This window comes from Flexivirga endophytica (genome assembly GCF_014640635.1).
GTDB lineage: Bacteria > Actinomycetota > Actinomycetes > Actinomycetales > Dermatophilaceae > Flexivirga > Flexivirga endophytica.
This window is the reverse complement of record NZ_BMHI01000002.1, coordinates 426,726-448,208: the sequence shown is the minus strand read 5'-3', so window position 1 is coordinate 448,208 and position 21,483 is coordinate 426,726. Positions and strand designations below refer to the sequence as shown.

General features: G+C 68.4%; 19 protein-coding genes. 2 read left to right on the top strand and 17 right to left on the bottom strand.

What is annotated here, in order from left to right; genetic code table 11:
- Positions 1-145: 145 nt before the first annotated feature.
- The 9 genes from IEX71_RS07110 to IEX71_RS07070 all read right to left on the bottom strand — a co-directional run bounded on the left by IEX71_RS07110 (position 146) and on the right by IEX71_RS07070 (position 10,511).
- A complete protein-coding gene (locus IEX71_RS07110) occupies positions 146-412 on the bottom strand; it encodes a hypothetical protein (RefSeq protein ID WP_188836272.1) in 267 nt (88 codons plus the stop codon).
- A 167-nt stretch (positions 413-579) separates the two neighbouring features.
- On the bottom strand, positions 580-1,911 hold the full coding sequence (locus IEX71_RS07105; protein ID WP_229749539.1) for an alpha-hydroxy-acid oxidizing protein: 1,332 nt from the start codon (positions 1,909-1,911) through the stop codon (positions 580-582).
- The gene (locus IEX71_RS07100) at positions 1,912-3,441 is read right to left on the bottom strand and encodes an AMP-binding protein (protein ID WP_188836271.1); all 1,530 of its coding nucleotides are present in this window, start codon (positions 3,439-3,441) and stop codon (positions 1,912-1,914) included.
- A 76-nt stretch (positions 3,442-3,517) separates the two neighbouring features.
- Complete coding sequence (locus IEX71_RS07095; protein WP_188836270.1) at positions 3,518-4,486, bottom strand: DUF2332 family protein; 969 nt, start codon at positions 4,484-4,486, stop codon at positions 3,518-3,520.
- A gap of 112 nt (positions 4,487-4,598) precedes the next feature.
- Positions 4,599-5,378, bottom strand: a complete 780-nt coding sequence (locus IEX71_RS07090) for an amino acid ABC transporter ATP-binding protein (RefSeq protein WP_188836269.1) — start codon at positions 5,376-5,378, stop codon at positions 4,599-4,601.
- A gap of 91 nt (positions 5,379-5,469) precedes the next feature.
- Positions 5,470-6,933, bottom strand: coding sequence for an ABC transporter substrate-binding protein/permease (locus IEX71_RS22725; RefSeq protein WP_308420958.1), 1,464 nt, complete (start codon positions 6,931-6,933; stop codon positions 5,470-5,472).
- Between the two features lie 111 nt (positions 6,934-7,044).
- Entirely contained in the window at positions 7,045-8,106 is a 1,062-nt protein-coding gene (locus tag IEX71_RS07080; protein WP_188836268.1) for an aspartate-semialdehyde dehydrogenase, read from the bottom strand.
- Between the two features lie 78 nt (positions 8,107-8,184).
- Positions 8,185-9,246 (bottom strand): aspartate-semialdehyde dehydrogenase, encoded by a 1,062-nt coding sequence (locus IEX71_RS07075; protein ID WP_188836267.1) that lies wholly within the window; start codon positions 9,244-9,246, stop codon positions 8,185-8,187.
- On the bottom strand, positions 9,243-10,511 hold the full coding sequence (locus tag IEX71_RS07070; RefSeq protein ID WP_188836266.1) for an aspartate kinase: 1,269 nt from the start codon (positions 10,509-10,511) through the stop codon (positions 9,243-9,245). The genes IEX71_RS07075 and IEX71_RS07070 overlap by 4 nt, the downstream gene beginning before the upstream one ends.
- 214 nt (positions 10,512-10,725) lie before the next feature.
- On the opposite strand from IEX71_RS07070, the gene IEX71_RS07065 reads away from it, so the two are divergent.
- Positions 10,726-11,643, top strand: coding sequence for a phosphatase PAP2 family protein (locus tag IEX71_RS07065; RefSeq protein WP_188836265.1), 918 nt, complete (start codon positions 10,726-10,728; stop codon positions 11,641-11,643).
- Between the two features lie 125 nt (positions 11,644-11,768).
- Here the strand turns inward: IEX71_RS07065 and IEX71_RS07060 are convergent, their stop codons facing one another.
- From IEX71_RS07060 to IEX71_RS07050, 3 genes are all read right to left on the bottom strand, one after another.
- Positions 11,769-12,344 carry a DUF5063 domain-containing protein gene (locus IEX71_RS07060; RefSeq protein ID WP_188836264.1) on the bottom strand — a complete coding sequence of 192 codons (576 nt, stop codon included), beginning with the start codon at positions 12,342-12,344 and terminating at the stop codon, positions 11,769-11,771.
- On the bottom strand, positions 12,337-12,936 hold the full coding sequence (recR, locus tag IEX71_RS07055; RefSeq protein WP_188836263.1) for a recombination mediator RecR: 600 nt from the start codon (positions 12,934-12,936) through the stop codon (positions 12,337-12,339). Before recR ends, IEX71_RS07060 begins: the two co-directional genes overlap by 8 nt.
- A gap of 162 nt (positions 12,937-13,098) precedes the next feature.
- Positions 13,099-13,695: a hypothetical protein gene (locus IEX71_RS07050; protein ID WP_188836262.1), complete on the bottom strand. Its 597-nt coding sequence runs from the start codon at positions 13,693-13,695 to the stop codon at positions 13,099-13,101.
- A gap of 127 nt (positions 13,696-13,822) precedes the next feature.
- On the opposite strand from IEX71_RS07050, the gene IEX71_RS07045 reads away from it, so the two are divergent.
- Entirely contained in the window at positions 13,823-14,476 is a 654-nt protein-coding gene (locus IEX71_RS07045) for a hypothetical protein (protein WP_188836261.1), read from the top strand.
- A 9-nt stretch (positions 14,477-14,485) separates the two neighbouring features.
- Here IEX71_RS07045 and IEX71_RS07040 read toward each other — a convergent pair whose 3' ends face one another.
- The 5 genes from IEX71_RS07040 to IEX71_RS07020 form a co-directional block, all read right to left on the bottom strand.
- Positions 14,486-15,163 (bottom strand): lysophospholipid acyltransferase family protein, encoded by a 678-nt coding sequence (locus IEX71_RS07040; RefSeq protein ID WP_188836260.1) that lies wholly within the window; start codon positions 15,161-15,163, stop codon positions 14,486-14,488.
- 40 nt (positions 15,164-15,203) lie between these two features.
- Complete coding sequence (locus IEX71_RS07035) at positions 15,204-17,519, bottom strand: DNA polymerase III subunit gamma and tau (protein ID WP_188836259.1); 2,316 nt, start codon at positions 17,517-17,519, stop codon at positions 15,204-15,206.
- A 58-nt stretch (positions 17,520-17,577) separates the two neighbouring features.
- A complete protein-coding gene (locus tag IEX71_RS07030; RefSeq protein ID WP_229749538.1) occupies positions 17,578-18,252 on the bottom strand; it encodes a response regulator in 675 nt (224 codons plus the stop codon).
- The gene (locus tag IEX71_RS07025; RefSeq protein ID WP_188836258.1) at positions 18,249-20,279 is read right to left on the bottom strand and encodes a sensor histidine kinase; all 2,031 of its coding nucleotides are present in this window, start codon (positions 20,277-20,279) and stop codon (positions 18,249-18,251) included. Before IEX71_RS07025 ends, IEX71_RS07030 begins: the two co-directional genes overlap by 4 nt.
- A 167-nt stretch (positions 20,280-20,446) precedes the next feature.
- Entirely contained in the window at positions 20,447-21,310 is an 864-nt protein-coding gene (locus tag IEX71_RS07020; RefSeq protein ID WP_188836257.1) for a hypothetical protein, read from the bottom strand.
- Positions 21,311-21,483 lie beyond the last annotated feature (173 nt).

Sequence of the window (21,483 nt, the reverse complement as noted above, 5' to 3'; positions counted from 1 at the left end):
CGCCGTGCATCAAGATGCCGCTCGCCGCGATGGCGAGCACGGCGAGTGCGCGTGCTGTCGTTCTCATGGTTGTTCCCTCTCTCGAAAATGTTCTCGCGGAACTGCGTTCAGCGACGAGCGCACGCCCGTCGTCGTGCGCTGAGACTCACTTCTCCGATTCGGTGTACTTCTTGGCGACTGCCTGGATCAACGCGTTCTCGGTCCCGAAGAAGGAGCCGCCGACCGATGCGGCCGTGGTCACGGTCGATCCGCCGGCGGAGGTATAGGTGTATGAGATGTTGCCGCCGTTGTAGTTGCAGCTTGTCTGGGTCCAGCTCTGTGCACCGGAGGCTTCCGCCGATGTCATCGAGGCGAGGCTCAGTCCTCCGGCGAGCAGGACAATGGCCATTCCGCCGAACAGTTTCCTACGCATGATTGTTCGTCCCTTCCCTGAGTTCAATGCACCGACACGAGTGACGCCGAGCCGGTGCTCGTGTCGACCATCGTCGGCAGGAAGAGCCAGGTATTCACGTAGCCCGAACAATCCCGAACAGTTCGGCGTCGCCGATCTGTGGAGTGCAGCGCGACCTAGCGCTCGGGTCAGCTGCTCAGGCAGTCGCGGGTGATCTCGTCGATCGATGCGACGCCGGACAGCGCCATCGTCAGGTCGAGCTCTGCGAGCAGCCGCTCCATGACGGCTTCCGCGCCCGCGGCGCCGTCCAAGGCCAGGCCGTAGAGCCATGGGCGCCCGACCAGCACAGCGGCTGCACCCAGCGCCAGTGCCTTGAAGATGTCTGCACCGCTGCGGATGCCGCTGTCGAACAGCACCGGCACCTGCCCCTCGACCGCGGGCGCGATCTCGGCAAGTGCATCCAGGGACGCCACGGCGCCGTCGATCTGGCGGCCGCCGTGGTTGGACACCACCATGCCGTCGACACCGTGGTCGAGCGCCATACGCGCGTCATCGACGGACTGGATCCCCTTGAGAACAATGGGAAGCCGGGTCCACTCCCGCAGCTTGGCCAGATCTTCCCAGGTGAGCGCCGGGCAAGGGAAGACGTCGAGGAACGTCTCAACCGCGGTCCGTGGTAGCGGTGAACGCAGGTTGTCGGCCAGCTTGCCCGGGTAATGGCGGGTGATCGAGAGCAGGGTGCGTATGGCGGCCGGAGTCGGGCGCTCTGAGGTGGTTGGTCCCGATACGGCTTCGCCCTTGGGGGCTCGGCCTACTCGACCCGCTTGTGTGTCTGGACCAGCTTTATCGCGGACCAGTTGCTGGAAGACGGGGTCGGTGAGGTACTGCGCGATCCCCTCGCCCCGGGCGAACGGGAGGTAGCCCAGGTCGAGGTCCTTGGTGCGCCACCCCAGTAGGTGCGTGTCGAGGGTGACGACGATGGCCTGTGCGCCGGCTGCTTCGGCGCGCTGCACCAACGACTTGGCCAGGTCGTCGTTGTTGCTCCAATACAGCTGGTACCACATCGGATTCGTGCCCAGCTCCGCTGCGGTGCGCTCCATCGGGACGGAACCCTGCGTGGACAGCACCATCGGCAGGCCGAGCGAGCGGGCGGCCTGCGCCACGGCGATCTCCGCATCCTTGTGCGCCATCTCCAGCACCCCGATCGGCGCGAACAGAACCGGTGCCGGCAGGTCGCGCCCGAAGAGCGTCACGTCCAAGGACCGCTCCGACACGTTGCGCAGCACGCGTGGGACGATCGGAAAGCGTTCGAACGCAGCGGTGTTCGCCCGATCGGTGCGCTGCATGCCGGCGCTGCCGGCGACATACGACCACGCCTGCGGGCTCATCTTGCGGCGGGCGGCGTCATACAGCGCGGCGGGCTCGACCGGCACCTTCGGTTTGTGCCCGTAGACGCCCGCCGCGTAGATCGCGCCCTGGACCGCGCGACCGATGCCGGACAGCTCGCGTGGGGCGGCCACTCAGTTGACCTGCCTGTCCTGGTCGGCCCAGAACGGTTGGCGCAGCTTGAATTTCTGCAGCTTGCCGGTCGCGGTGCGGGCCAGCTCGTCCCGGAACTCGATCCGCTTGGGAGCCTTGTAGCCGGCCAGCGACTCGCGGGCATGAGCGATGAGTTCCTCCTCGGTCACCTCGCCGTCGGCCACGACGAGCGCGGTCACCAGCTCGCCCCACTTATCGTCGGGTATGCCGATCACCGCCACCTCGCGCACCGAGGGATGCGACATGAGCACGTCCTCGACCTCGATCGACGAGACGTTCTCGCCACCGGAGATGATGACGTCCTTCTTCCGATCGGCGATCACGACCGCACCGTCCTCGATGTGTCCGCCGTCGCCGGTGTGGAACCAGCCGTCGGCCAGCGCGGTGGCGGTTGCCTCCGGGTTTTCCCAGTAGGCCTCGAGGTTGTGGTTGGTGCGGGACAGCACCTCGCCGGTCCCGTCGACCGCCATACGCACTCCGACCGCCGGGTAGCCGGCGCGACCCAGCTTGCGCGCCTGGTCGGTCGGTGACAGGTCGGCCCACTCCGAACGCATTCGGCTCATCGTCAGCAACGGCGCCGTCTCGGTGAGACCGTAGATCTGGATGAACTCCCAGCCGAGTTCTTCCCGCACCCGCTCGATGGTGCGGGTCGGCGGCGGCGCACCGGCGACGACGATCCGGGTGCGGTCACGCCCGGGGACCGGCCCGTCCCACTGTTGCGCACCGTCGAGCGCGGCTGCGACGACGGCTGGTGCGGCGCACATCAATGTCACTCCCTGCTCCTCGACGCGGCGCAGGATCTCGGTGCCGTCAACCTTCCGCAGCACCACGTGCCGCGCACCCATGCCGGTCACGGCGAACGGCATACCCCACCCATTGGCGTGGAACATCGGCAGCGTGTGCAGGTAGACGTCCTCGTCGGAAACCGTTGCCTGCCAACCGAAGACGGTCGCATTGAGCCAGTTGGTGCGATGGGTCAGCTGGACGCCCTTCGGTCGGGCGGTGGTCCCGGACGTGTAGTTGATCGTCGCGGTCGCGTGCTCGTCGCCCTCCCACTCCCGCGGCTCGGCGGTGGACCCGAAGATCTCGCCGTCGGACTCGCCGAGCACGAACTTGCGGTCACAGTCGACCTTGTCGAGCAGGTGCCGCAGCTCCGGGTCGACCATGAGCACTTCGGCCCCGGAGTGCTCGACGATGTATTGCACCTCGGGCACCGACAGTCGGAAATTGACCGGCACGAGGATCCGGCCATGACCACTCACGCCGTAGAAGGAGGTCAGCAGCCGCGCGCTGTTGTGCGAGACCACCGCGACGCGACCGCCCACGGGCACGCCCATGGCGTCGAGGCCGGCGGCCTGCGCCCGGGCGAGCTGGGCCATCCGGCGGTAGGTGACCGTGCCACCGTCGAAAGGCGTTGCCGGCTGGTCGGGTTCGTCGACGATCGCGACCCGGTCGCCGTAGACCGTCTCGGCACGGTCGAGGAAATCACGGACGATCAGTGGAACTTCCATGGGGCGGCCTCCTGCGCATCGATGTGCCGCCATTCTGACAACTACAGCTGTATGCCGCCAGGAAACGACCGGGTTGCTATTCGACCCGCACGGTCTCCGCGAGCAACTCACCCGCGCGATAGTGGGCCAGCCGGGTCGCACGCGCCGTCGGTGCCGCATCGCGCAGCACCGCGGCCTCACTGACCGAACGCAGGACCCCGACCGACTCGTCCGCCACCCAGATGCCTTCTGCATGTCGGGCACGCATCAGTTCGTCCATCCGCGCCCGGTCGTCCACCATGCACAGGAACGAGGACCCGAACACCACCGGCAGGCGGCCGAATCCGAACCCCTCCGCCGACACCACGTCGAAGGCGTCCCGGCGCGAGACGACGATGTCCTGCTCGTCGACCAGGCGGACGGCACGTCGCACCCGGGCCTGCGCCGCGACCTGCTCGGGCTCGAGCTGGGACAGCATGCGGTCGAGGACGCCGGCGTGACCGGGGTGCAACGGGTAAAGGTCATAACCCCGGCGGGAGGCGATGCGCTGCCCGGCCAGCAGCTCCGGCTCGAACGCATCGGCCACCAGCTCCAGCCCGGCTGCCGCGCCGACGGCGACGAGGTCGATCGTCACCGGATCGGCATAGACGTCCCGCAGGTGCTCGGTCACCAGGCGCAGCATCCGCACGCCGGACTGCGGGTCGTTGAGCGGCAATGGTCGCTCCTGCAGGCGCCGGCCGATCGGTCCGCGCCGGTCGCGCAGCAGCTCGGTCCACAGCTGGTAGGAACGCCCGTCCGGCGGCAAAGTGCCGTGCAGCACCGGGAAGTAGGCAGCGAGCGGTCTGCTCGGCCCGAGACTCCGCAACTCCTCGCTCGTCGCGCGCAACAGGCGCTGTGCCGACTGCCAGTTCGCGAAGTCCAGCCCGTATGGCGCGAAGGCCGTGAACGTCCGATCGTCCGGCCCGGCCTCCGCCGCTGCGAGCGCGCACCAGTGCCGATAGAGCGGCCCCGAGAAGACCTCGGCGGCAGCGGCGAACGCGTCGCGGCAGTCGGCAACGTCACTCATGGGGTCCCCGCGAAGTATCGGGGGAGCGAAGCGGAGGAGAACTTCGTGGGGTGTTCGCTCATGGTCCGGCCAATCTAACCTCGCCGGAGAGGCATCCTGTGGGGCCCCTGCGTCATACCTCCAGCAGACGGCGCAGGAACGCCTGCGTGCGTTCGTGCTTCGGGTGGTCCAGGACATCGCGCGGCCGGCCACGCTCCACCACCAGGCCACCGTCGATGAAGAGCACCTCGTCGGCGACATCCCGCGCGAAGCGGATCTCGTGCGTGACGAGCACCATCGTGCGACCCTCCTTCGCCAACTGTCGTATGACGTCGAGCACCTCGCCGACCAGCTCGGGGTCGAGGGCGGACGTGGGCTCGTCGAAGAGCAGCAGGTCCGGCTCGAGAGCGAGCGCCCGCGCGATCCCCACGCGTTGCTGCTGCCCGCCGGACAGCTGATAGGGGAACTTGTCGGCGTGATCGGCGAGGCCGACCTTCGCCAGCAGGGCACGCGCGTTCTCGGTCGCCTCCGCTGCGGGCACCCGCTGCACCACGATCGGCCCCTCCGTGACGTTCTGCAGGGCGGTGCGGTGCGGGAAGAGGTTGTGTCCCTGGAAGACCATGCCGCTGTGGGCCTGATACCGCCGCAGCAACGCACGGTCGGCCGACCCCAGCCGGCCACGGCGGGACGCTCGGATCTTCGCGAAATCAACTGATACGTCAGCGATCTGGACGATGCCGCTGTCCGGACGCTCGAGCGCGTTGAGACCGCGCAGCAGCGTGGTCTTGCCCGAACCGGACGGACCGACGATCGCTGTCACCGTGCCGCGGGGCACGCTGAAGGACACGTCCTTGATGACCTCGTGGTCACCGAACTTCTTGGCCAGCGAGGTGGCCTGCAGCAGATCAGTCATGCGGGGTCCTCGCGAAGTATTCGGGGGAGCAGGTCGGGGTCCCCGCGAAGTATTCGGAGGAGCGAAGCGGGGGAGAAACTTCGTGGGGTGCTCATCGAACCACGTACCTGTTCAGTCGAGTCTCGAGTCGGCCTTGGAAATGGTTGAGGATGAAGCAGATCACCCAGTAGTAGACCGCCGCGGCACAGTAGAGGGCGAAGTAGCTGTAAGTGGGCGCCGCGGCTATCTGTGCCTGGTGGAAGAGGTCGAGGGCAAGGATCATGGACGTCAACGACGTGTCCTTCACCAGCGACAGCAACGTGTTGCCCAGCGGTGGCACCGCGATCCGTGACGCCTGCGGGAGGATCACCCGTCTCAGTGACGTGCGGTAGTCCATGCCGATCGTCTCGGCTGCTTCCCATTGGCCGTCCGGCACCGAGGAGATGGCCGACCGCACGATTTCGGCGCCATACCCACCGACGTTGAGGCTCAACGCGATCGCCGCCGAGATGAAGGTCGAGAACTTGATGCCGATCTCGGGCAATCCGTAGAAGACGATCACCAGCTGCACCAGCAAGGGGGTGCCGCGGATGATCGAGATGAAGACGCGCGCGATCCAGCTGAGCACCAGCACGCTCGAGCGTCGCATCAACGCGACCAGCACGGCGATGAGCAGACCGATGAGGAAGGCCACGACGGTCAACGGGATGGTCGTCTTCAAGGTGGCCTTCAGCATCGGCCAGGCGTTGTCCTTGACGACCTGCCAGTCGCTGGTGCCGGACTTCTCGGCGGCCTTCGCACCGAAGTACTTGTCGTAGAGCTTCTGCGACGTGCCGTCCTGCCGCATCGCCCGGATCTCTTTGTCGATCGCCGGCATGTAGCTGCTGCCTCGACGGGCAGCGAACACCGATTCGCTCTTGTCGTCGGTGGTCGCGACGATCTTGACGCCCTTGGTGCCCTTGGTGTTCAGGTAGTTCTTGACGGCCAGCTTGTCGTTGACGATGGCATCGACCCGGCCCTGGGTCAGTGCGCTGATCGCCTTGTCCATCGCGTCAACCCCGACGACGGTCGCGCCGTTCTTCTTGGCGGTCGCCGCCCAGTTGCTGGTGATGTTCTCGCCGGCCCGCTTGCCCTTCAGGTCCTTCAGCGACTTGATCGACTTGTTGTCGGACGCGACGACCAGCACGCCGGTCGTGGAGATGTATGGCGAGGAGAGGTCGTACTTGGCCTTGCGCTCCGGATTCAGCGTGACCTGGTTGGCGACCAGGTCGATGCGCTTGGACTGCAGTGCCGAGAACATGGAATCCCACGGTGTCTCGACGAACTTGACCTGCACACCGAGTCGTTTACCGACCTCTTTGATGTAGTCGACGTCGTAGCCGGTGAGCTTGTCGGAGGCATCGTAATAGCTGAACGGCGGATAGACACCCTCGGTGCCGACCCTCAGTGTCTTGGGCAACCCCGACGGCTTGTCGGTCGCAGCGTGGGCGGGTGGCGCCAGGAACACACCAGCGAGCAGGAAGAGCGTGGCGAGCATCGCCGCGATGCGCGCCGTGAATAACCAAACCTTATGCACCGCAAAAGCATACGGGCCCTCAAATTGCTGCCGCGAAGTCGGGACCAACGAACTCGGGGTCCCCACGAAGTATCGGGGGAGCGAAGCGGAGGAGAACTTCGTGGGGTGAGCCTAGATGGTCAGCTCGGCGATCTGCAGCGCGTTGAGTGCCGAGCCCTTGCGCAGGTTGTCCGCGCAGATAAACAGCTCGATGGCGTTCGGGAAACCTTCGAGCCGCCGCACGCGACCGGCGAAGATCGGGTCGGCGCCGACCACGTCGACCGGCGTCGGCCAGGCGTCGTCCAGTGACGCAGCCGAATCATCAAGCACCACAACGGAGTTCGACGACTCGGTGAGCACCCTGACCGCGTCGTTGCGGTCGGTGTCGGTCGCGAAGGTCGCGTGGACCGACACCGAGTGCGTCCGAACCACCGGCACCTGTACGCAGGTCACCGCCACCGGCAGGTGCGCCACCCGCAGCAGCGAGCGCAGCTCCTCGCGCACCGTCTCCTCGGAGTCGGTAGACCCGTCGTCGGCCTCCTGGCCGACCCACGGAATCACGTTGAACGCCACCGGCGCCGGGAAGGGCGACTCCCCCAGGTCGGACAGCATCCGACGGACGTCACCCGGCGACTGGCCGACGCTCTGGTTGCCCGCCAGCTCCATCGTCTCGTCATACAGCCGCAGTGCACCGGAGACTCCGGCGTCGGTGACGGCCTGGAAAGTGGTCGCGACGACCGACGTCAACTGCCACGAACTGTGCAGCGAGTGCAGTGCGCCGACCATCATCAGCGTGGCCGCGCTCGGGCTGGCGATGATGCCCGCCGGAGGTTGCCGCGCGGCGTCCGGGTTGATCTCGGGCACCACGAGCGGCACGTCCGGTTGAGCCGTGAAATGACCGGAGTTGTCGATCACCACGGCACCAGCACCGACCGCGATCGGAGACCACTGCGCCGACACATCGGCCGGCACCGCCATGACCACGACGTCGACACCGTCGAACGACGCGGGGTTGAGCTCGCGGACGACGACGTCCTTGCCGAGGATCGAGACCCGGCGGCCGACGGAGCGACCCGATGCGATCGGCCGGATCTCGCCCCACATGTCGTCACGGGTCGGCAACAGGGACAGCAACGACAGCCCGACGACACCCGTCGCGCCGACTACCGCCAACGTGGGCTTGCCCTCGGTCATTGCGTCATCGCCCTGCCGCTATGTGGCTTGCGTTCCGCCCACGTTGCGCTCGCGGGCTCGCTGCAACTGGGGCGGATCTCAAGCCTCCTGTGCCTGTCTTGAAGAAGCTGCGATGACCTCGGCGATCTGAATCGTGTTGAGAGCAGCGCCCTTTCGCAGGTTGTCGCCCGAGACGAACAACACCAGTCCCTTGCCGTCCGGCACCGACTGGTCCTGCCGGATGCGTCCGACGTATGACGGATCCTGACCCGCCGCCTCCAACGGGGTCGGCACGTCGGTGACCACGACACCCGGCGCCACGGCGAGCACCGCACGGGCCTCGTCAGGCGTGATCGCCTTGTCGAACTCGGCGTGGATCGCCAGCGAGTGGCCCGAGAAGACCGGCACGCGCACGCAAGTGCCTGCGACGGCGAGATCGGGCAGGCCGAGGATCTTGCGCGACTCGTTGCGCAGCTTCTGCTCCTCGTCGGTCTCCTCGCTGCCGTCGCCGACGACCGAGCCGGCCATCGGCAGCACGTTGTAGGCGATCGGGGCGACATACGCACTTGCCGGGCCGAGCTCGACGGCCGAACCGTCGTGCGCCAGTCCCTCGAGGTTGCCCTCGACGCCCTGGCGGATCTGCCCGGCCAGCTCCTCCACGCCGGCGAGACCGGAGCCGGAGACCGCCTGGTAGGTCGCGACGATCAACCGGCGCAGTCCGGCCGCGTCGGTGAGCGGCTTCAGCACCGGCATCGCGGCCATCGTGGTGCAGTTGGGGTTGGCGATGATGCCCTTGGGTGGGTCGGCGATCTGCTCGGGGTTGACCTCCGAGACGACCAGCGGCACCTCGGGGTCGTTGCGCCACGCCGACGAGTTGTCGATCACCGTGACGCCGGCAGCCGCGAAGCGCGGCGCCTGCTCACGAGAGGTCGCACCGCCCGCGGAGAAGATCGCGATGTCCAGTCCGGTCGGGTCGGCGGTCGAGGCATCCTCGACCACCAATCGCTTGCCCTGCCAGTCTATCTCGCGGCCGGCGGACCGGGCCGAGGCGAAGAGCCGCAGCTCTTCGACAGGGAAGTCGCGCTCGGCGAGCAGCCGCAGCACGACGCCACCGACCTGACCGGTCGCGCCGACGACGCCAATGTTGAGTCCGTTGCTCATCGGCCGGTACCTCCGTAGACGACGGCTTCTCCGTCGGCCGAGTCCAGCCCGAACGCGGTGTGTATGGCGCGCACGGCGTCGTCCAGCAGGTCACCCTTGGTGACGACCGACACCCGGATCTCCGAGGTCGAGATCATCTCGATGTTGATGCCGGCATCGGCGAGCGCCTGGAAGAGCGTCGCGGAGACACCGGGGTGGCTGCGCATCCCGGAGCCGACGAGCGAGACCTTGCCGATCTGGTCGTCATACTGCAGCGACTCGAAGCCGAGGTCGCCCTTGGCGTCCTGCAGCGCCTGCACGGCGCGCTGACCGTCGGTCTTCGGCAGCGTGAAGGACACGTCGGTCCGGCCCGTGGCGACGGCCGAGACATTCTGGACGATCATGTCGATGTTGACCTGCTGCGCGGAGATCAGGTTGAAGATCGCCGCGGCGCTGCCCGGCGTGTCTTTGACGCCGACGACCGTGATCTTGGCCTCGCTGCGGTCATGTGCGACGCCGGCGATGATCGGGGCTTCCACGTCTTCTTCTCCTTCTGCTGGGTGGACCCAGGTGCCCTCGCGGTAGCTGAACGACGAGCGCACGTGGATCGGCAGGTTGAACCGTCGGGCGTATTCGACGCACCGCAACATCAGGACCTTGGCGCCCGACGCGGCCATCTCCTGCATCTCTTCGTTGCTGATCTGGTCGATCTTGTGTGCGCTCGGCACGATGCGCGGGTCGGCGGTGAAGATGCCGTCCACGTCCGTGTAGATCTCGCACACGTCGGCGTCGAGTGCGGCAGCGAGCGCCACCGCGGTCGTGTCGGAGCCGCCACGGCCGAGCGTGGTGATCTCCTTGGTGTTCTGGCTGACGCCCTGGAACCCGGCGACGATCACGATGTGACCGTCGGCGAGCGCCTCGGTGATGCGACCGGGCGTGACGTCGATGATGCGCGCCTTGCCGTGGACGTCGTCGGTGATGACGCCGGCCTGGGAGCCGGTGAACGACATGGCGCTGTCACCGAGGTTGGCGATCGCCATCGACACCAGCGCCATCGACATGCGTTCACCCGCGGTGAGCAACATGTCGAGCTCGCGCTCGGGAGCGGACGGCGTGACGGCATCGGCCAGCTCGAGCAGCTCATCGGTCGTGTCGCCCATCGCGGAGACCACGACGCACACCTGGTTGCCGGCCTTGCGCGTGTCCACGATGCGCCTGGCGACCCGCTTGATGCTTTCGGCGTCGGCGAGCGATGAGCCGCCATACTTCTGGACAACGAGAGGCACGGGTCGAGGTTCCCTTCACGGGTCGACGTCAATGGATGCGGAAGCTTGATTCTAACGAGCGCGGCGCCGTACCTCCCTGCCGCCCGTATGCCGGGACCTCCGGCCGCCATACGGACCCCTCACCCTGCGGCGCGCGCGACGCGCGCGCTATCACGAACACTCCGTGAACAGCCCGTGATTTCGGTGTGTGGGCGTTCAGTGCCAGACTTGTCGTGTGTCGAGTGGTTCGGGAGGGGTCAGCGACCTCACTACCAAGCAACGTCGCGCCGAGTCCGGCCCGGCGTTGCTGCCGCTCGGTTGGCGTGCCTACCGGCGACCGCACTGGTGGTTCGAGGTCGTCGTACTCATCGTCCTCGACGTGGTCTACGAGCATCTGCGCAACCTGGTGCCGACCCGCGAGGCGGAGGCGCTGGCCCGCGGCTGGGACCTCTTCGACTTCGAGCAGAGCATCGGGCTCGACATCGAGCTGACCATGAACCACTTCGTCATGCGGCACGAGTGGCTCGCCCAGATCGCCAACTACGACTACTCGTTCTTCCACCTGCCGATCACCGGCGCGGTGTTGATCTGGCTGTTCTGGATGCACCGCCGCATCTACAAGACCGCACGCACCGTGCTGGTCTTCACCACGGTCCTCGGCCTGATCGGCTTCTGGCTCTTCCCGATGGCGCCGCCCCGGTTGCTCGAGGGCAGCGGCTTCACCGACACGGTGGTCTACTTCAAGACGTTCGGCTCGTGGGGCAGCCCGGCCGTCGCCGACCACTCCAACCTGTATGCCGCCATGCCCAGCCTGCACTGTGCATGGGCCATGTGGGTCGGCCTGTCGGTGTTCTTCGTCGCACGCCACAAGCTCATCCGGATCATCGGCCTGTCCTACGGCATCTGGACCGTCTTCGTGGTGATGGCGACCGCCAACCACTTCATCTTCGACGCGTTCGCCGGCTACGCCTGTCTGGCCGTGTCGGTCCTGGCTGTGTGGCTGCTCTTCGGGCACAACCCGTGGAGTCCGGCGCTCGACAAGGAAGAGCTGCTGCGCGCCTCCCGGTCGGGCGATGACGCCATCGTCGACACCGCCGCAGGTTCGACGCCGGACGCCGGCGACGACAAGGCCCGGACCACGTCGTCGGTCTGAGCAGCTCCGCCGGCGAATAAGTCCCTACAGTCGCCACTTACTCGCGTCGATCAGCGAGCTACGGCGAATAAGTCACTACAGTCGTCACTTACTCGCGTCGCTTACTCGCCCGCCGCGTATGCCGATCAGGGGTGCAGCGCTTCGAACTCCGCGTCGGCCACCGTCTCGTCGTCCGCGTCCAGCCGAAGGTGACCCAGGATCGTCTGCACCACGCGCAACGCTGCCGACGAACGCACCGCCCACTGCGACAGGTAGCTGAACTGCCACCACCACAGCGCTTCGCTGAGCCGGCCGTGGTCGAAGTGCACCAGCCCGTGCTCGAGCGCGCCGACGATGTCGGCCAGGTCGTCGGACAGCGCGCCACGTGCCGGCTCGACCGAGGTGAGCGGGTCGACGACGTCGGCGTAGTCGTCGATGCCGTCCAGCAGGTTGGCCAGCCCCATCCGCAGCGCGTCGAGGTTGCTCTCCGGACCGGGGTCCGCCTCGAACCGCTCCTCCGGCACGACATCTTGTACGGCGCCCAGCCGCGCGCCCGCGACCTGCAGCTGCGAGAGCATCAGCAGCATCAGGGGCAGTGCGGCGTCCGGGGCGGACCCGGAGGCGAGCTGGCGCACGGACTCGCAGAACGCGCGTGCGTCCTGTGCGGTCTCCGCGGCCAGCGCACCGACCTGTAGGGCTTCGGTGTCAGGTGTCTCAGGCATCGACAACTCTCCGTCCTTCGAATGCGCGGCCGAGAGTGACCTCGTCGGCATACTCCAAGTCTCCCCCGACCGGCAGGCCCGACGCCAGACGTGTGACGCGCAAGCCCATCGTGCGCAGCAGCCGGGACAGGTAGGTCGCGGTCGCTTCACCGTTGAGGTTGGGGTTGGTGGCCAGGATGATCTCCTCGATCGGCTCCTCGCCGAGGCGACGGACCAGCTCGGTGATCTTCAGGTCGTCCGGGCCGATGCCGTCGATCGGGCTGATCGCACCGCCGAGCACGGCATACCGGCCGCGAAACTCGCGGGTCCGCTCGACGGCGACGACGTCCTTGGGTTCTTCGACCACGCAGAGAATCTTCTCGTCGCGGCGCGGGTCCTGACAGATGCGGCACAACGTGTCTTCCGCCACGTTGAAACAGCGCTCGCAGAAGCGGACCTTCTCGCGCACCGTCGTCAGCACCTCGGTCAGCCGGGTGACGTCGGCGGGGTCGGCCTGCAGCAGGTGGAAGGCGATCCGCTGCGCGGATTTCGGACCGACTCCCGGTAGCTTGCCGAGCTCGTCGATCAGGTCCTGGACCACACCTTCATACACAGTGGTCGAGCCTAATCGCCCGGCCCGACGACGCGCGCCCGCCTCGCCCACCAGCGCCACCCCATGCCGAATGACGGCTTCTTCGCCGAGTGACGGCGCGATCGGACCGTCACTCGGCGAGAGAGCCGTCACTCGGCAAACCGGGTCGGTCCGAAGGAACGGTCAGAAGTAGAACGGCGGGTCGACAGCTGGATCGTCGGCCACCAGGTCGAGGTCGGGCTCCGCGCGCAGCGCCTCGATCGCGGCTGCGCTGCCACCGATCGCCGCGAAATGCGGGTCGACATCCTGGGTCACGCACCACTCGTGGTCGGCCGGCCAGACGTATGCCGGGGTCGGCAGGTCATCCCTGCCGTGTTCATCCGGCCACTGCGGAGCGCGCCACTTCTGGAAGTCGGCGGATCCGCCTCGCAACAGGACGAACTCGCGATAGGTGAGCGACCACTTCGGGACGTCGAGTTGCGAGACGCCGGACGGCCAGCCGTCCCAGATCGCGAAGTAGAGATCGTCCGGTGTCTGCGTGTGCCCGACCAGTGTTGCAACGACTTGTTGCAGGCTCTCCTGCTCGTCCGGCAGGTCGTCCTGTGCCTCGAAGTCGTTCTCCGACATACCCGGGTATGCCGGGTCGGGGATGAACCGCAGCCGGGCATACGCCTCGAAACCCAGCGGTCCCCGAGTCACCAGCCGCCACCAGTCCTGCCGGCGCAGCTCGTCGCTGATCCACTGCGCGGCCGAGAAATCGGGTGCGAGCTGCAAGGTCACCTGGACATCTTCGCGGCGAATCGGCTTCATATACGACCGAATTCTGCGCCGGGCGTGGACCAGCGGTCGTTGCACCGTCGCCCGAACGACCGCAACTGCACTCTCGGCGGGCGTAACGTGCTTCGCCATGAACTCGCCGCGTGGTGTCCACCTCGAGAGCCCGGTCGATATGGCGACCTCGAACGGCGCGGCGGTGTGGAGCTTCGACCTCGACCTGTGGGGTGTCTGCGAGCAGGGGCCGTCCGAAGACCTCGCGATGGCCGCCTGGACGACGCATCACGGACCCGCGACCGCTGCGGAGCGCTCGGCCGGCGACGAGCAGGCGTTTCAGCGGGACTTCGTGCCGGCCTCCGATGCCGAGCTCGACCGCACGCTCGCGATCTTGACGGAACAACGGGAGCGGACGATCGGCATGCTCGACGAACTGCCTCCGCGAGTGCTCGACTTCGATGATCCGGACCGCGACCTGCCCGATTGGGCGCGCTGGCGCACCATCCGGCAAACACTCTGGCACATCTGTGACACCGAATCGCGCTACTACCTTCCACAGACCGGGCTGCAGGCCAAGGATCGGGTCGAGCGGCTTCCGGATGAACTGCGCGCATCACAGCGGCATGTGCGGTCGGTCCTCACGTCCATGCCCCGCAGCGCGCAACACCGGCCCGGCAAGGAAGTCTGGACTGCGACGAAGTTGCTCCGCCGGCTCGCGTGGCACGAGCGAGGTGAGCTGGCGGCCGTCGATTCGTTGCTGACCCGCTGGAAAGCAGCGGGTCTCGTCTGATCTCGGCCCTCAGCCCGGCGGGCGTTCGTTGTATGACGACGCGCGCTCCTGGCCGGACAGCGCGGCAATGGCGGCCATGATCTCGTCGGTCGCCCGGCGCCGCGCCTTACCGGCCGGCATCGCCCGGTATGCCTCGCCGAAGGTGAGCGGCTCTCCGAACTTCACGGTGACCTTCGCCAGCCGCGGGATGTTGGTGCCGATCGGCTGCACCTCCGGGGTGCCGAGGAGGCCGACCGGGACGACCGGCACGCCGGCCTGCATCGCCAGGTGCGCAACACCGACGCGGCCACGGTAGAGGCGGCCGTCCCGTGACCGGGTCCCCTCCGGGTAGATGCCGAATGCCTCGCCCTCGCGCAGCACCCGCAGTGCCTGGTCGAGGGAGTTGACCGCGGCCCGCGAGTCATCGCGCTCGACCGGGATCATCCCCATCGCGTTGAACCAGGTGCGCGAAGCGATCCCCTTGGGGCCTTTGCCGGTGAAGTATTCGGCCTTGGCGAGGAAGACCACTTTGCGCGGCGCGACGAGCGGTATGACGACGCTGTCGACGAACGATCGGTGGTTGCTGGCAATCAGCACGCCTCCGGACCTCGGGACGTTGTCGCGACCCTCGACATTCGGGCGCCAGATCGCTCGGAGCAACGGTGCGACCGTCATCCGCGAGAGGGGATAGAGCGGGCCTCCGGTCATCGCCGTTCCCTGCCCTGTGGCCGCCCGGTGCGCTCGTGCATCAGTCGACCTGCTCATCGATCACAGTGGCACCGAGGACCGACTGCATCACCGGCAAACCGACCTGGCCGGGGTCGTCGACGTCCTCGTCGTCCATCGACTCGGTGATCTCTTCCTTCTTGGCCTCCGCCGGCTCGTCGGATTTGACTGGTGCCGCCGGGTTTTCGGCCGTCGCCCACTCCGGAGGCGGTGCGTTGACCGAGCCCCACCCGCCACCGCTGTCGGATGCGCCGGCGGACGCGGAGAGCCCTGCCTGGGCGAGTGCCTCGGCCGCACGCGACCGGCGCGCGGGCGGCTGCGCAGCGGCCGGCTGCCGCCCGCTGCCCTGTGCATGGTCGGTCGGCGGTGCGGCATCGGCCGGTCCGCCGCTCGGTTGCTGCGGGCCGGGACGACCGGTCGGTATGTCGGCAGCTGTGCCACCGCTCTCGGAAGCAGTCGGGTTGCTCCGTGGCCCGGAGCCACCGGAAGGACCTTGGTCGCCGGGCGCGCTCGGGCCCTGACCCGGACCCTGTCCTGGGCCTGACCCCGGACCCTCGTCCGGCTCCGGCGGCAGGCTCGGCGTGGGTGCGCCGGCGTCGGCACGGGCCGTCACGCGAGCGCGGATGCCGAGGGCGTCATACAGCGCGGCGGCCACGACGTCGGGGTGCGGCGCTCGCTCGACCGCGGACGCCAGACCCGGGCTGCTGGTGCCGAGGACGAGCGTCTCGCCGTCGAAGTCGGCGACGTGCGCGTGCTGGCTGAGCAGTGCCCAGGTGACCCGCTTGCTGCGGGCGATGCGGTCGAGCACGTCGGGCCAGGCACGGCGTACGGCGTCGGTGCTCACCGCGCCCGCGGGCGGCGCGGGTGGTTCCGCTGCCGCGGCGGGTTCGGGCTGCGGTGCCTCGGGTTGCTGCTGCACGGGCTGCGCCTGCTGCTGCACGGGCTGCGATTGCGGGGTCTCGACACGGCCCTCCTGGCCACCCCCCGAAGCTTCTCCTCCGCTGCCCTGCACCCAACGAAGCTCTCCCTCGCTTCGCTCCTCCGATACTTCGTCGGGGCCTGCAGCCCCCGAGTACTCCGCGGGCACCTCGGCGTCGCTCGGCCCTACTCGACCGGCTGTGGGTTGCGACTCGCGGTGGCTCGGCCCTACTCGACCAGCATCGGCCGCGGGCGCGCCACCGATGTCCATCCGGCGCTCGAGCCGGTCCAGGCGGGCGGCATACCCCTGCTCGCCGGACACGGCCGGCAACAGCACGCGCGCACAGATCAGCTCGAGCTGCAGCCGCGGGCCGGTGGCGCCGGTCATCTCGGACAGGCCGGTGTTGACGATGTCGGCGGCGCGGGACAGCTCCCCCGGCCCGAACGATGCCGCCTGCTGGCGCATCCGGTCCAACTGGTCCTCCGGCACACCGCGCAGCACCTGCGCCGCGCCGTCCGGGACGGCGGCGATGACGATCAGGTCGCGCAGCCGCTCGAGCAGGTCCTCGATGAATCGCCTTGGGTCATGGCCGGATTCGACCACCCGGTCGATCTGCCGGAAGACCGCACCGCTGTCGTGAGCGCCGAGCGCGTCGACGGTCGCGTCCAGCAGCTCACCATCGGTGAAACCGAGGAGCGCGGCGGCTCCGGCATACGTGAGTCCTTCTTCCCCCGACCCGGCGATCAACTGGTCGAGCACCGACAACGAGTCACGCACCGACCCGCCACCCGCGCGCGTCACGAACGAGAGCACACCAGGCTCGACGGCGACGCCCTCGGCGTCGCACAACTGCTGCAGGTAATCGGTCAGCCGCGCCGGGGGCACCAGTCGGAAGGGGTAGTGATGGGTGCGCGAGCGGATGGTCCCGATGACCTTCTCCGGCTCGGTCGTCGCGAAGACGAACTTCACGTGCTCCGGCGGCTCCTCGACGATCTTCAGCAGCGCGTTGAAGCCCTGCGGCGTCACCATGTGCGCCTCGTCGATGATGTAGATCTTGTAGCGCGACTGCGCCGGACCGTATGACGCCCGCTCCCGCAGGTCACGCGCGTCGTCGACACCACCGTGACTGGCCGCGTCGATCTCGATCACGTCCACGGTGCCGGACCCGCCACGGGCCAGCGCCACACAGGACTCGCACAGCCCACACGGCGTGGGGGTCGGCCCCTGCTCGCAGTTGAGACAGCGCGCGAGGATCCGCGCCGAGGTCGTCTTCCCACAGCCGCGAGGACCGCTGAAGAGATAGGCGTGGTTGACCCGGCCGGTCCGCAGCGCCTGCATCAGCGGCTCGGTGACGTGCTCCTGGCCGATGACGTCGGCGAAGGTCTCGGGCCGATAACGACGGTAGAGCGCGGTGGTCATCCCAAAACTCTATTCGCCTTCGCCCACACGCGTGACGGTCCACTGCGCGAAGACCCGGTCAGGCCGTCGGGTGCTCGCGGCCCCCAGGGACACCGATGCCGGCCTCGCGGGCGCGAACGATTGCGGCTGCCCGGTCGGCTACCTGCAGTTTGGTGAAGACGTTGCTCACGTGATTGCGCACGGTCTTGCCCGAGATGCCCAGAGCACGCGCGATCCGGGCGTTGTCGCGGCCGCGGGCGATCAGCTCCAGCACCTCCTGCTCGCGCGCCGTCATACCCGGGAATGCGGCTGGTGCGGCAGGCGAGGCGAGCAGTTGCTGGATGTGCGCGGCGACCGTGCTGCCGACGATCACCTCACCGCGCGCAACCGACCGGATCGCTTGGGAGATGACCGCGTGGTCGGCGCCCTTGAGGAGGTAGCCGCGAGCGCCCGCCCGCATCGCGCCGAAGACGCTGGTGTCGTCGTCGAACATCGTCAGTGCCAGCACGCCGATGTGCGGGCTCGCGGTGACGATGGCCCGGGTCGCCTCGATCCCGAGCATGCCCGGCATCGCCAGATCCATGATGACCACGTCGGGCTGCAGTTCCAACGCCAGGTCGACCGCCTCCTGCCCGGACGCAGCCTCGCCGACCACCTCGATGTCCCCGGCCGCGGACAGGACGAAACGCAGCCCTTCCCGGAACATCGGGTGATCGTCCACGATCAGCACGCTGATCGGCCCGGTGTCGGTCACGACACCTCCTCGTCCCGAGCGGGACCGTCCCCCAACGGCAGCAGGGCACTGACCCGCACCCCGCCCGTGGCCGATGACCCGATCGTGCAGTCCCCACCGATCGCGGTCGCTCGCTCGATCATCGAAATGGTCCCCACGCCGTAGGGCCCGTCCGGCGGCGGGCCGACCCCGTCGTCCTCGACCACGACGCGCAGCAGCCCGGGACCCCGCGCGAGGACGACCGTCGCCGTCCCGGCACCGGAGTGGCGGGCGACGTTGCTCAGCGCCTCCGCGACGACCCGGTATGCCGTGACCTCGACCGCGGCCGGCAGTTTCCCGAGCGAGTCCGGTGTATCCACCGTCACCAGCAGGCCCGGCGACTTCGCCGCGGAGGGTATGGCGAAGGTCGTCGCGAGTTGCGCGACGGCCGCCGAGAGCCCGAGCGCGTCGAGCACCGGAGGGCGCAGTTCGTGCACCAACCGTCGGATGTCGGCCAGCACGTCACCGACCTGACCGGCCACCCGGAGCAGGACCTCCTTGACCACCTCGGGGCAGCTGTCGACCAGCGTGGCGGCGCCGTCGACCTGTAGGGCGACCGCGGCGAGCGCCGGCCCGATCCCGTCGTGGATGTCCCGGCGCAGGCGGCGCCGTTCCTCCTCTCGAGCGGAGGCGAGTTCACGCCGCAGCTGATCGACCGCCTCACGCAGGATGACCGCGTGGACCAGCGGCGCGACTTCGTCGGCGAGCTCGTGCATCTGTGCCAGCGGCTTTCCGCGCAGCGCTGCTCCCGGACGGGCGGCCACCTCCAGCCGGCCGATCTGAGTACCTCGGAAAACAATTGGTAGCCCTACGAGTTCGGCACGCGCGGTGCCGCGGGAGACGACACCGTCGGCCGTCCGGATGGCGACGTGATCGAGGCGCAGGAACGCAGCCGCGATGGCGTCGACCGCCTCGGCGAGCACCGGCTCGGCCGCCCCCGTCGATCCGACCCTCCGGCCCAGACCGGCCAGCGTGCGGTGCGGGTCGGGCCGACGACCGTAGAGCACCCGGTCGGTGGCGGACTGGATTCCGTGCCGCAACGGCCGGAACAGGAGTATGACGAGCAGGATCGCCCCCGCCACCGGCCAGACCGACGCGGATCCGACGATCGCGTCGACCACGACGGCCGAGAGCATGACGATGCCCAGGGCGACGGCGGTCAGCACGGTGCAGACGACCGAGACGTTGACAAGCACGTCGAGATCCCAGAGGTGGTGTCGCAGCACGGCATACCCGATGGTCCCGACGAAGAGCAGTAGCGCGATCGACGCGGTGTAATGCTGGATCGAACCGAGGTTGACCGTCATCTCGAAGACGACCTCGGCGGCGAGCAGGCCCGCACTTGCGGTGACCCAGCGCATCCGCTGCCGGTCCTCGACATCGGATCGGCGCCAGCGCACCAGCAGGCTGACTGCCGCGAGCAGCACGACGAGCACGGTGGCGGCCGACAAGGCAGGCCACAGCGCGTCACCGGGTATCGCGTCGATGCCCATCGGGTTGGTCAGCGGCACGTCGGGTTCGAACCGGCCCGGCTGGACGGCGGACAACACCAGGGTCGCGCCCATCACCACGACGACGAGCCTGCGCACGTGCCGCCAGCCCGATGACACGAGCCGGCCATCGGGGAAGTGCAGCAGGACGAGCGGCAAGGTGGCCAGCCCGATCTGCTGCAGCCAGCCGCTCGCCCAGGCCGCCCACTCCGGTGCCGGCAGTGAGCCGGGGTCGGTCAGCGCGGCGTAGATCGCCCACTCCCGCGATGCTCCGCACAGGCTCTGCCCGACGCCGCCGACCAGGAAGATCCAGCCGATCGGATTGCCCGGGAAGCGAGCGGTGAGCAGCGCGCCGGTCAGCCCCAGCCCGAAGCCGAGCACGGTGTTGCCGAGTCCCCAGGTGTCCACGGGGGTGCCGCGGTTGAGGACGTGCAGCCCGACGAGGACAACGAGCCCGACCGATCCGGAGACCACCAGCACCCGGCGCAGCGCCGGTAATCCCCTGCCGGACAAGAGCATTCGGCCCAGATGGTACCCACGCGGAAGTGGCGTACCACTTGGCGTCGCGGTGACGGACGATGCGGCCGTTCGGAGTGCCACACCCCATGGTGCTCCGGTCGGGTATGGCGAGGCGGACATTTCCCGAGGGCGCTCGGCACGACGGCCGCCAACCGGGGTGGGTGCGTTCAGGGGATCGTCACTTCCCCGCTCTGCGGCGGCAGCGCCGGGCCCTCCATGTCCCACGGCGACAGGTAGCCGTAATGGCCGGCCGCCAGGTCCAGAGTGACGTATGCCGTCTGGCCGGGGTTGAGCGAGTCGATCCCCGAGACCAGTGCACCACCAGACGGCTGAGTGCCCATCCCCGATGCCATTCCCACCGAGTCGGCGAAGTCGAGCAGACTGGTGCCCTGGTCGAGTCGTGCCAGCGAGAACGAATGCGGGGCCGTGCCGGTGTCGACAACGGCATACGTCCCGTGGCCGGTGAAGCCGGCGGGCAGGTTGATGCCGTCGTCGTCGACGGTGATCGTGCCGGCGGTGGCCGGCGCCTCGGTCTCGGCGGCGCCGCGGACCTGGAGGATCCGCACCATTCCCTCGGCCCAGTGCGGCGTGCCGTCCGGCTCCATCATGAAGCAGACGAGCACGTAGGCACCGGCTCGCAGGTGCGTCATCGTCACCGTCTCGCCCTGCCCCGCTGTCACCATGCCGGGCCCGCCATACGCCATGTCCGGCCCGTCGGCCAGCAGCGGGTAGGCGTTCTCCTCGCCCTGGGCCAGCGCGGCCCGGATCTTGTCGAGGGTGACGCCGGGCTTGAGCCGCGCAAACGCCATCATGTGCATCTCGTCATCGGCGTTGACCCAGCGGACGGTTGCCGTGCCTGGCCGGATGCCGCCGTGCAGGAGGTAGTTGTCGCCGGTCGAGGTGATGGTGATGCTGTTCGCGACCGGGGCGGCGGGCGCGATCGGATCTGCGCTGCTCGTGCCTGCGGTGAGGGCGATGGTCAGTCCGGCGGCGGCGAGCGCCGCCAGCGAACGTCCTGTGCGGTGAGTCATGTCGGTCTCCCTTCGAGGTCGCCGAGGGTGCGGCGATCGGGCAACGATGTGCCGCGCGGCGTCCCATCCGGAACGGTGTGCTGTCCCGTCGCGCCGGGAAAGATGTCCCGGGACATGCCTCGTGCGTTCGTGGGTGCCGACCGAAGCTGCAGGAGAGGCAGAATGGACACCGG

Bases quoted from the DNA above. Each gene is read 5' to 3' on its own strand.
- IEX71_RS07025 (WP_188836258.1), bottom strand. From the start codon at position 20,279: ATGCTCTTGTCCGGCAGGGGATTACCGGCGCTGCGCCGGGTGCTGGTG.
- IEX71_RS07095 (WP_188836270.1), bottom strand. From the start codon at position 4,486: ATGAGTGACGTTGCCGACTGCCGCGACGCGTTCGCCGCTGCCGCCGAG.
- IEX71_RS07080 (WP_188836268.1), bottom strand. From the start codon at position 8,106: ATGACCGAGGGCAAGCCCACGTTGGCGGTAGTCGGCGCGACGGGTGTC.
- IEX71_RS07100 (WP_188836271.1), bottom strand. From the start codon at position 3,441: ATGGAAGTTCCACTGATCGTCCGTGATTTCCTCGACCGTGCCGAGACG.
- IEX71_RS07035 (WP_188836259.1), bottom strand. From the start codon at position 17,519: ATGACCACCGCGCTCTACCGTCGTTATCGGCCCGAGACCTTCGCCGAC.
- IEX71_RS07020 (WP_188836257.1), bottom strand. From the start codon at position 21,310: ATGACTCACCGCACAGGACGTTCGCTGGCGGCGCTCGCCGCCGCCGGA.
- IEX71_RS07045 (WP_188836261.1), top strand. From the start codon at position 13,823: ATGAACTCGCCGCGTGGTGTCCACCTCGAGAGCCCGGTCGATATGGCG.
- IEX71_RS07090 (WP_188836269.1), bottom strand. From the start codon at position 5,378: ATGACTGATCTGCTGCAGGCCACCTCGCTGGCCAAGAAGTTCGGTGAC.
- IEX71_RS07040 (WP_188836260.1), bottom strand. From the start codon at position 15,163: ATGACCGGAGGCCCGCTCTATCCCCTCTCGCGGATGACGGTCGCACCG.
- IEX71_RS07060 (WP_188836264.1), bottom strand. From the start codon at position 12,344: ATGCCTGAGACACCTGACACCGAAGCCCTACAGGTCGGTGCGCTGGCC.
- IEX71_RS07110 (WP_188836272.1), bottom strand. From the start codon at position 412: ATGCGTAGGAAACTGTTCGGCGGAATGGCCATTGTCCTGCTCGCCGGA.
- IEX71_RS07075 (WP_188836267.1), bottom strand. From the start codon at position 9,246: ATGAGCAACGGACTCAACATTGGCGTCGTCGGCGCGACCGGTCAGGTC.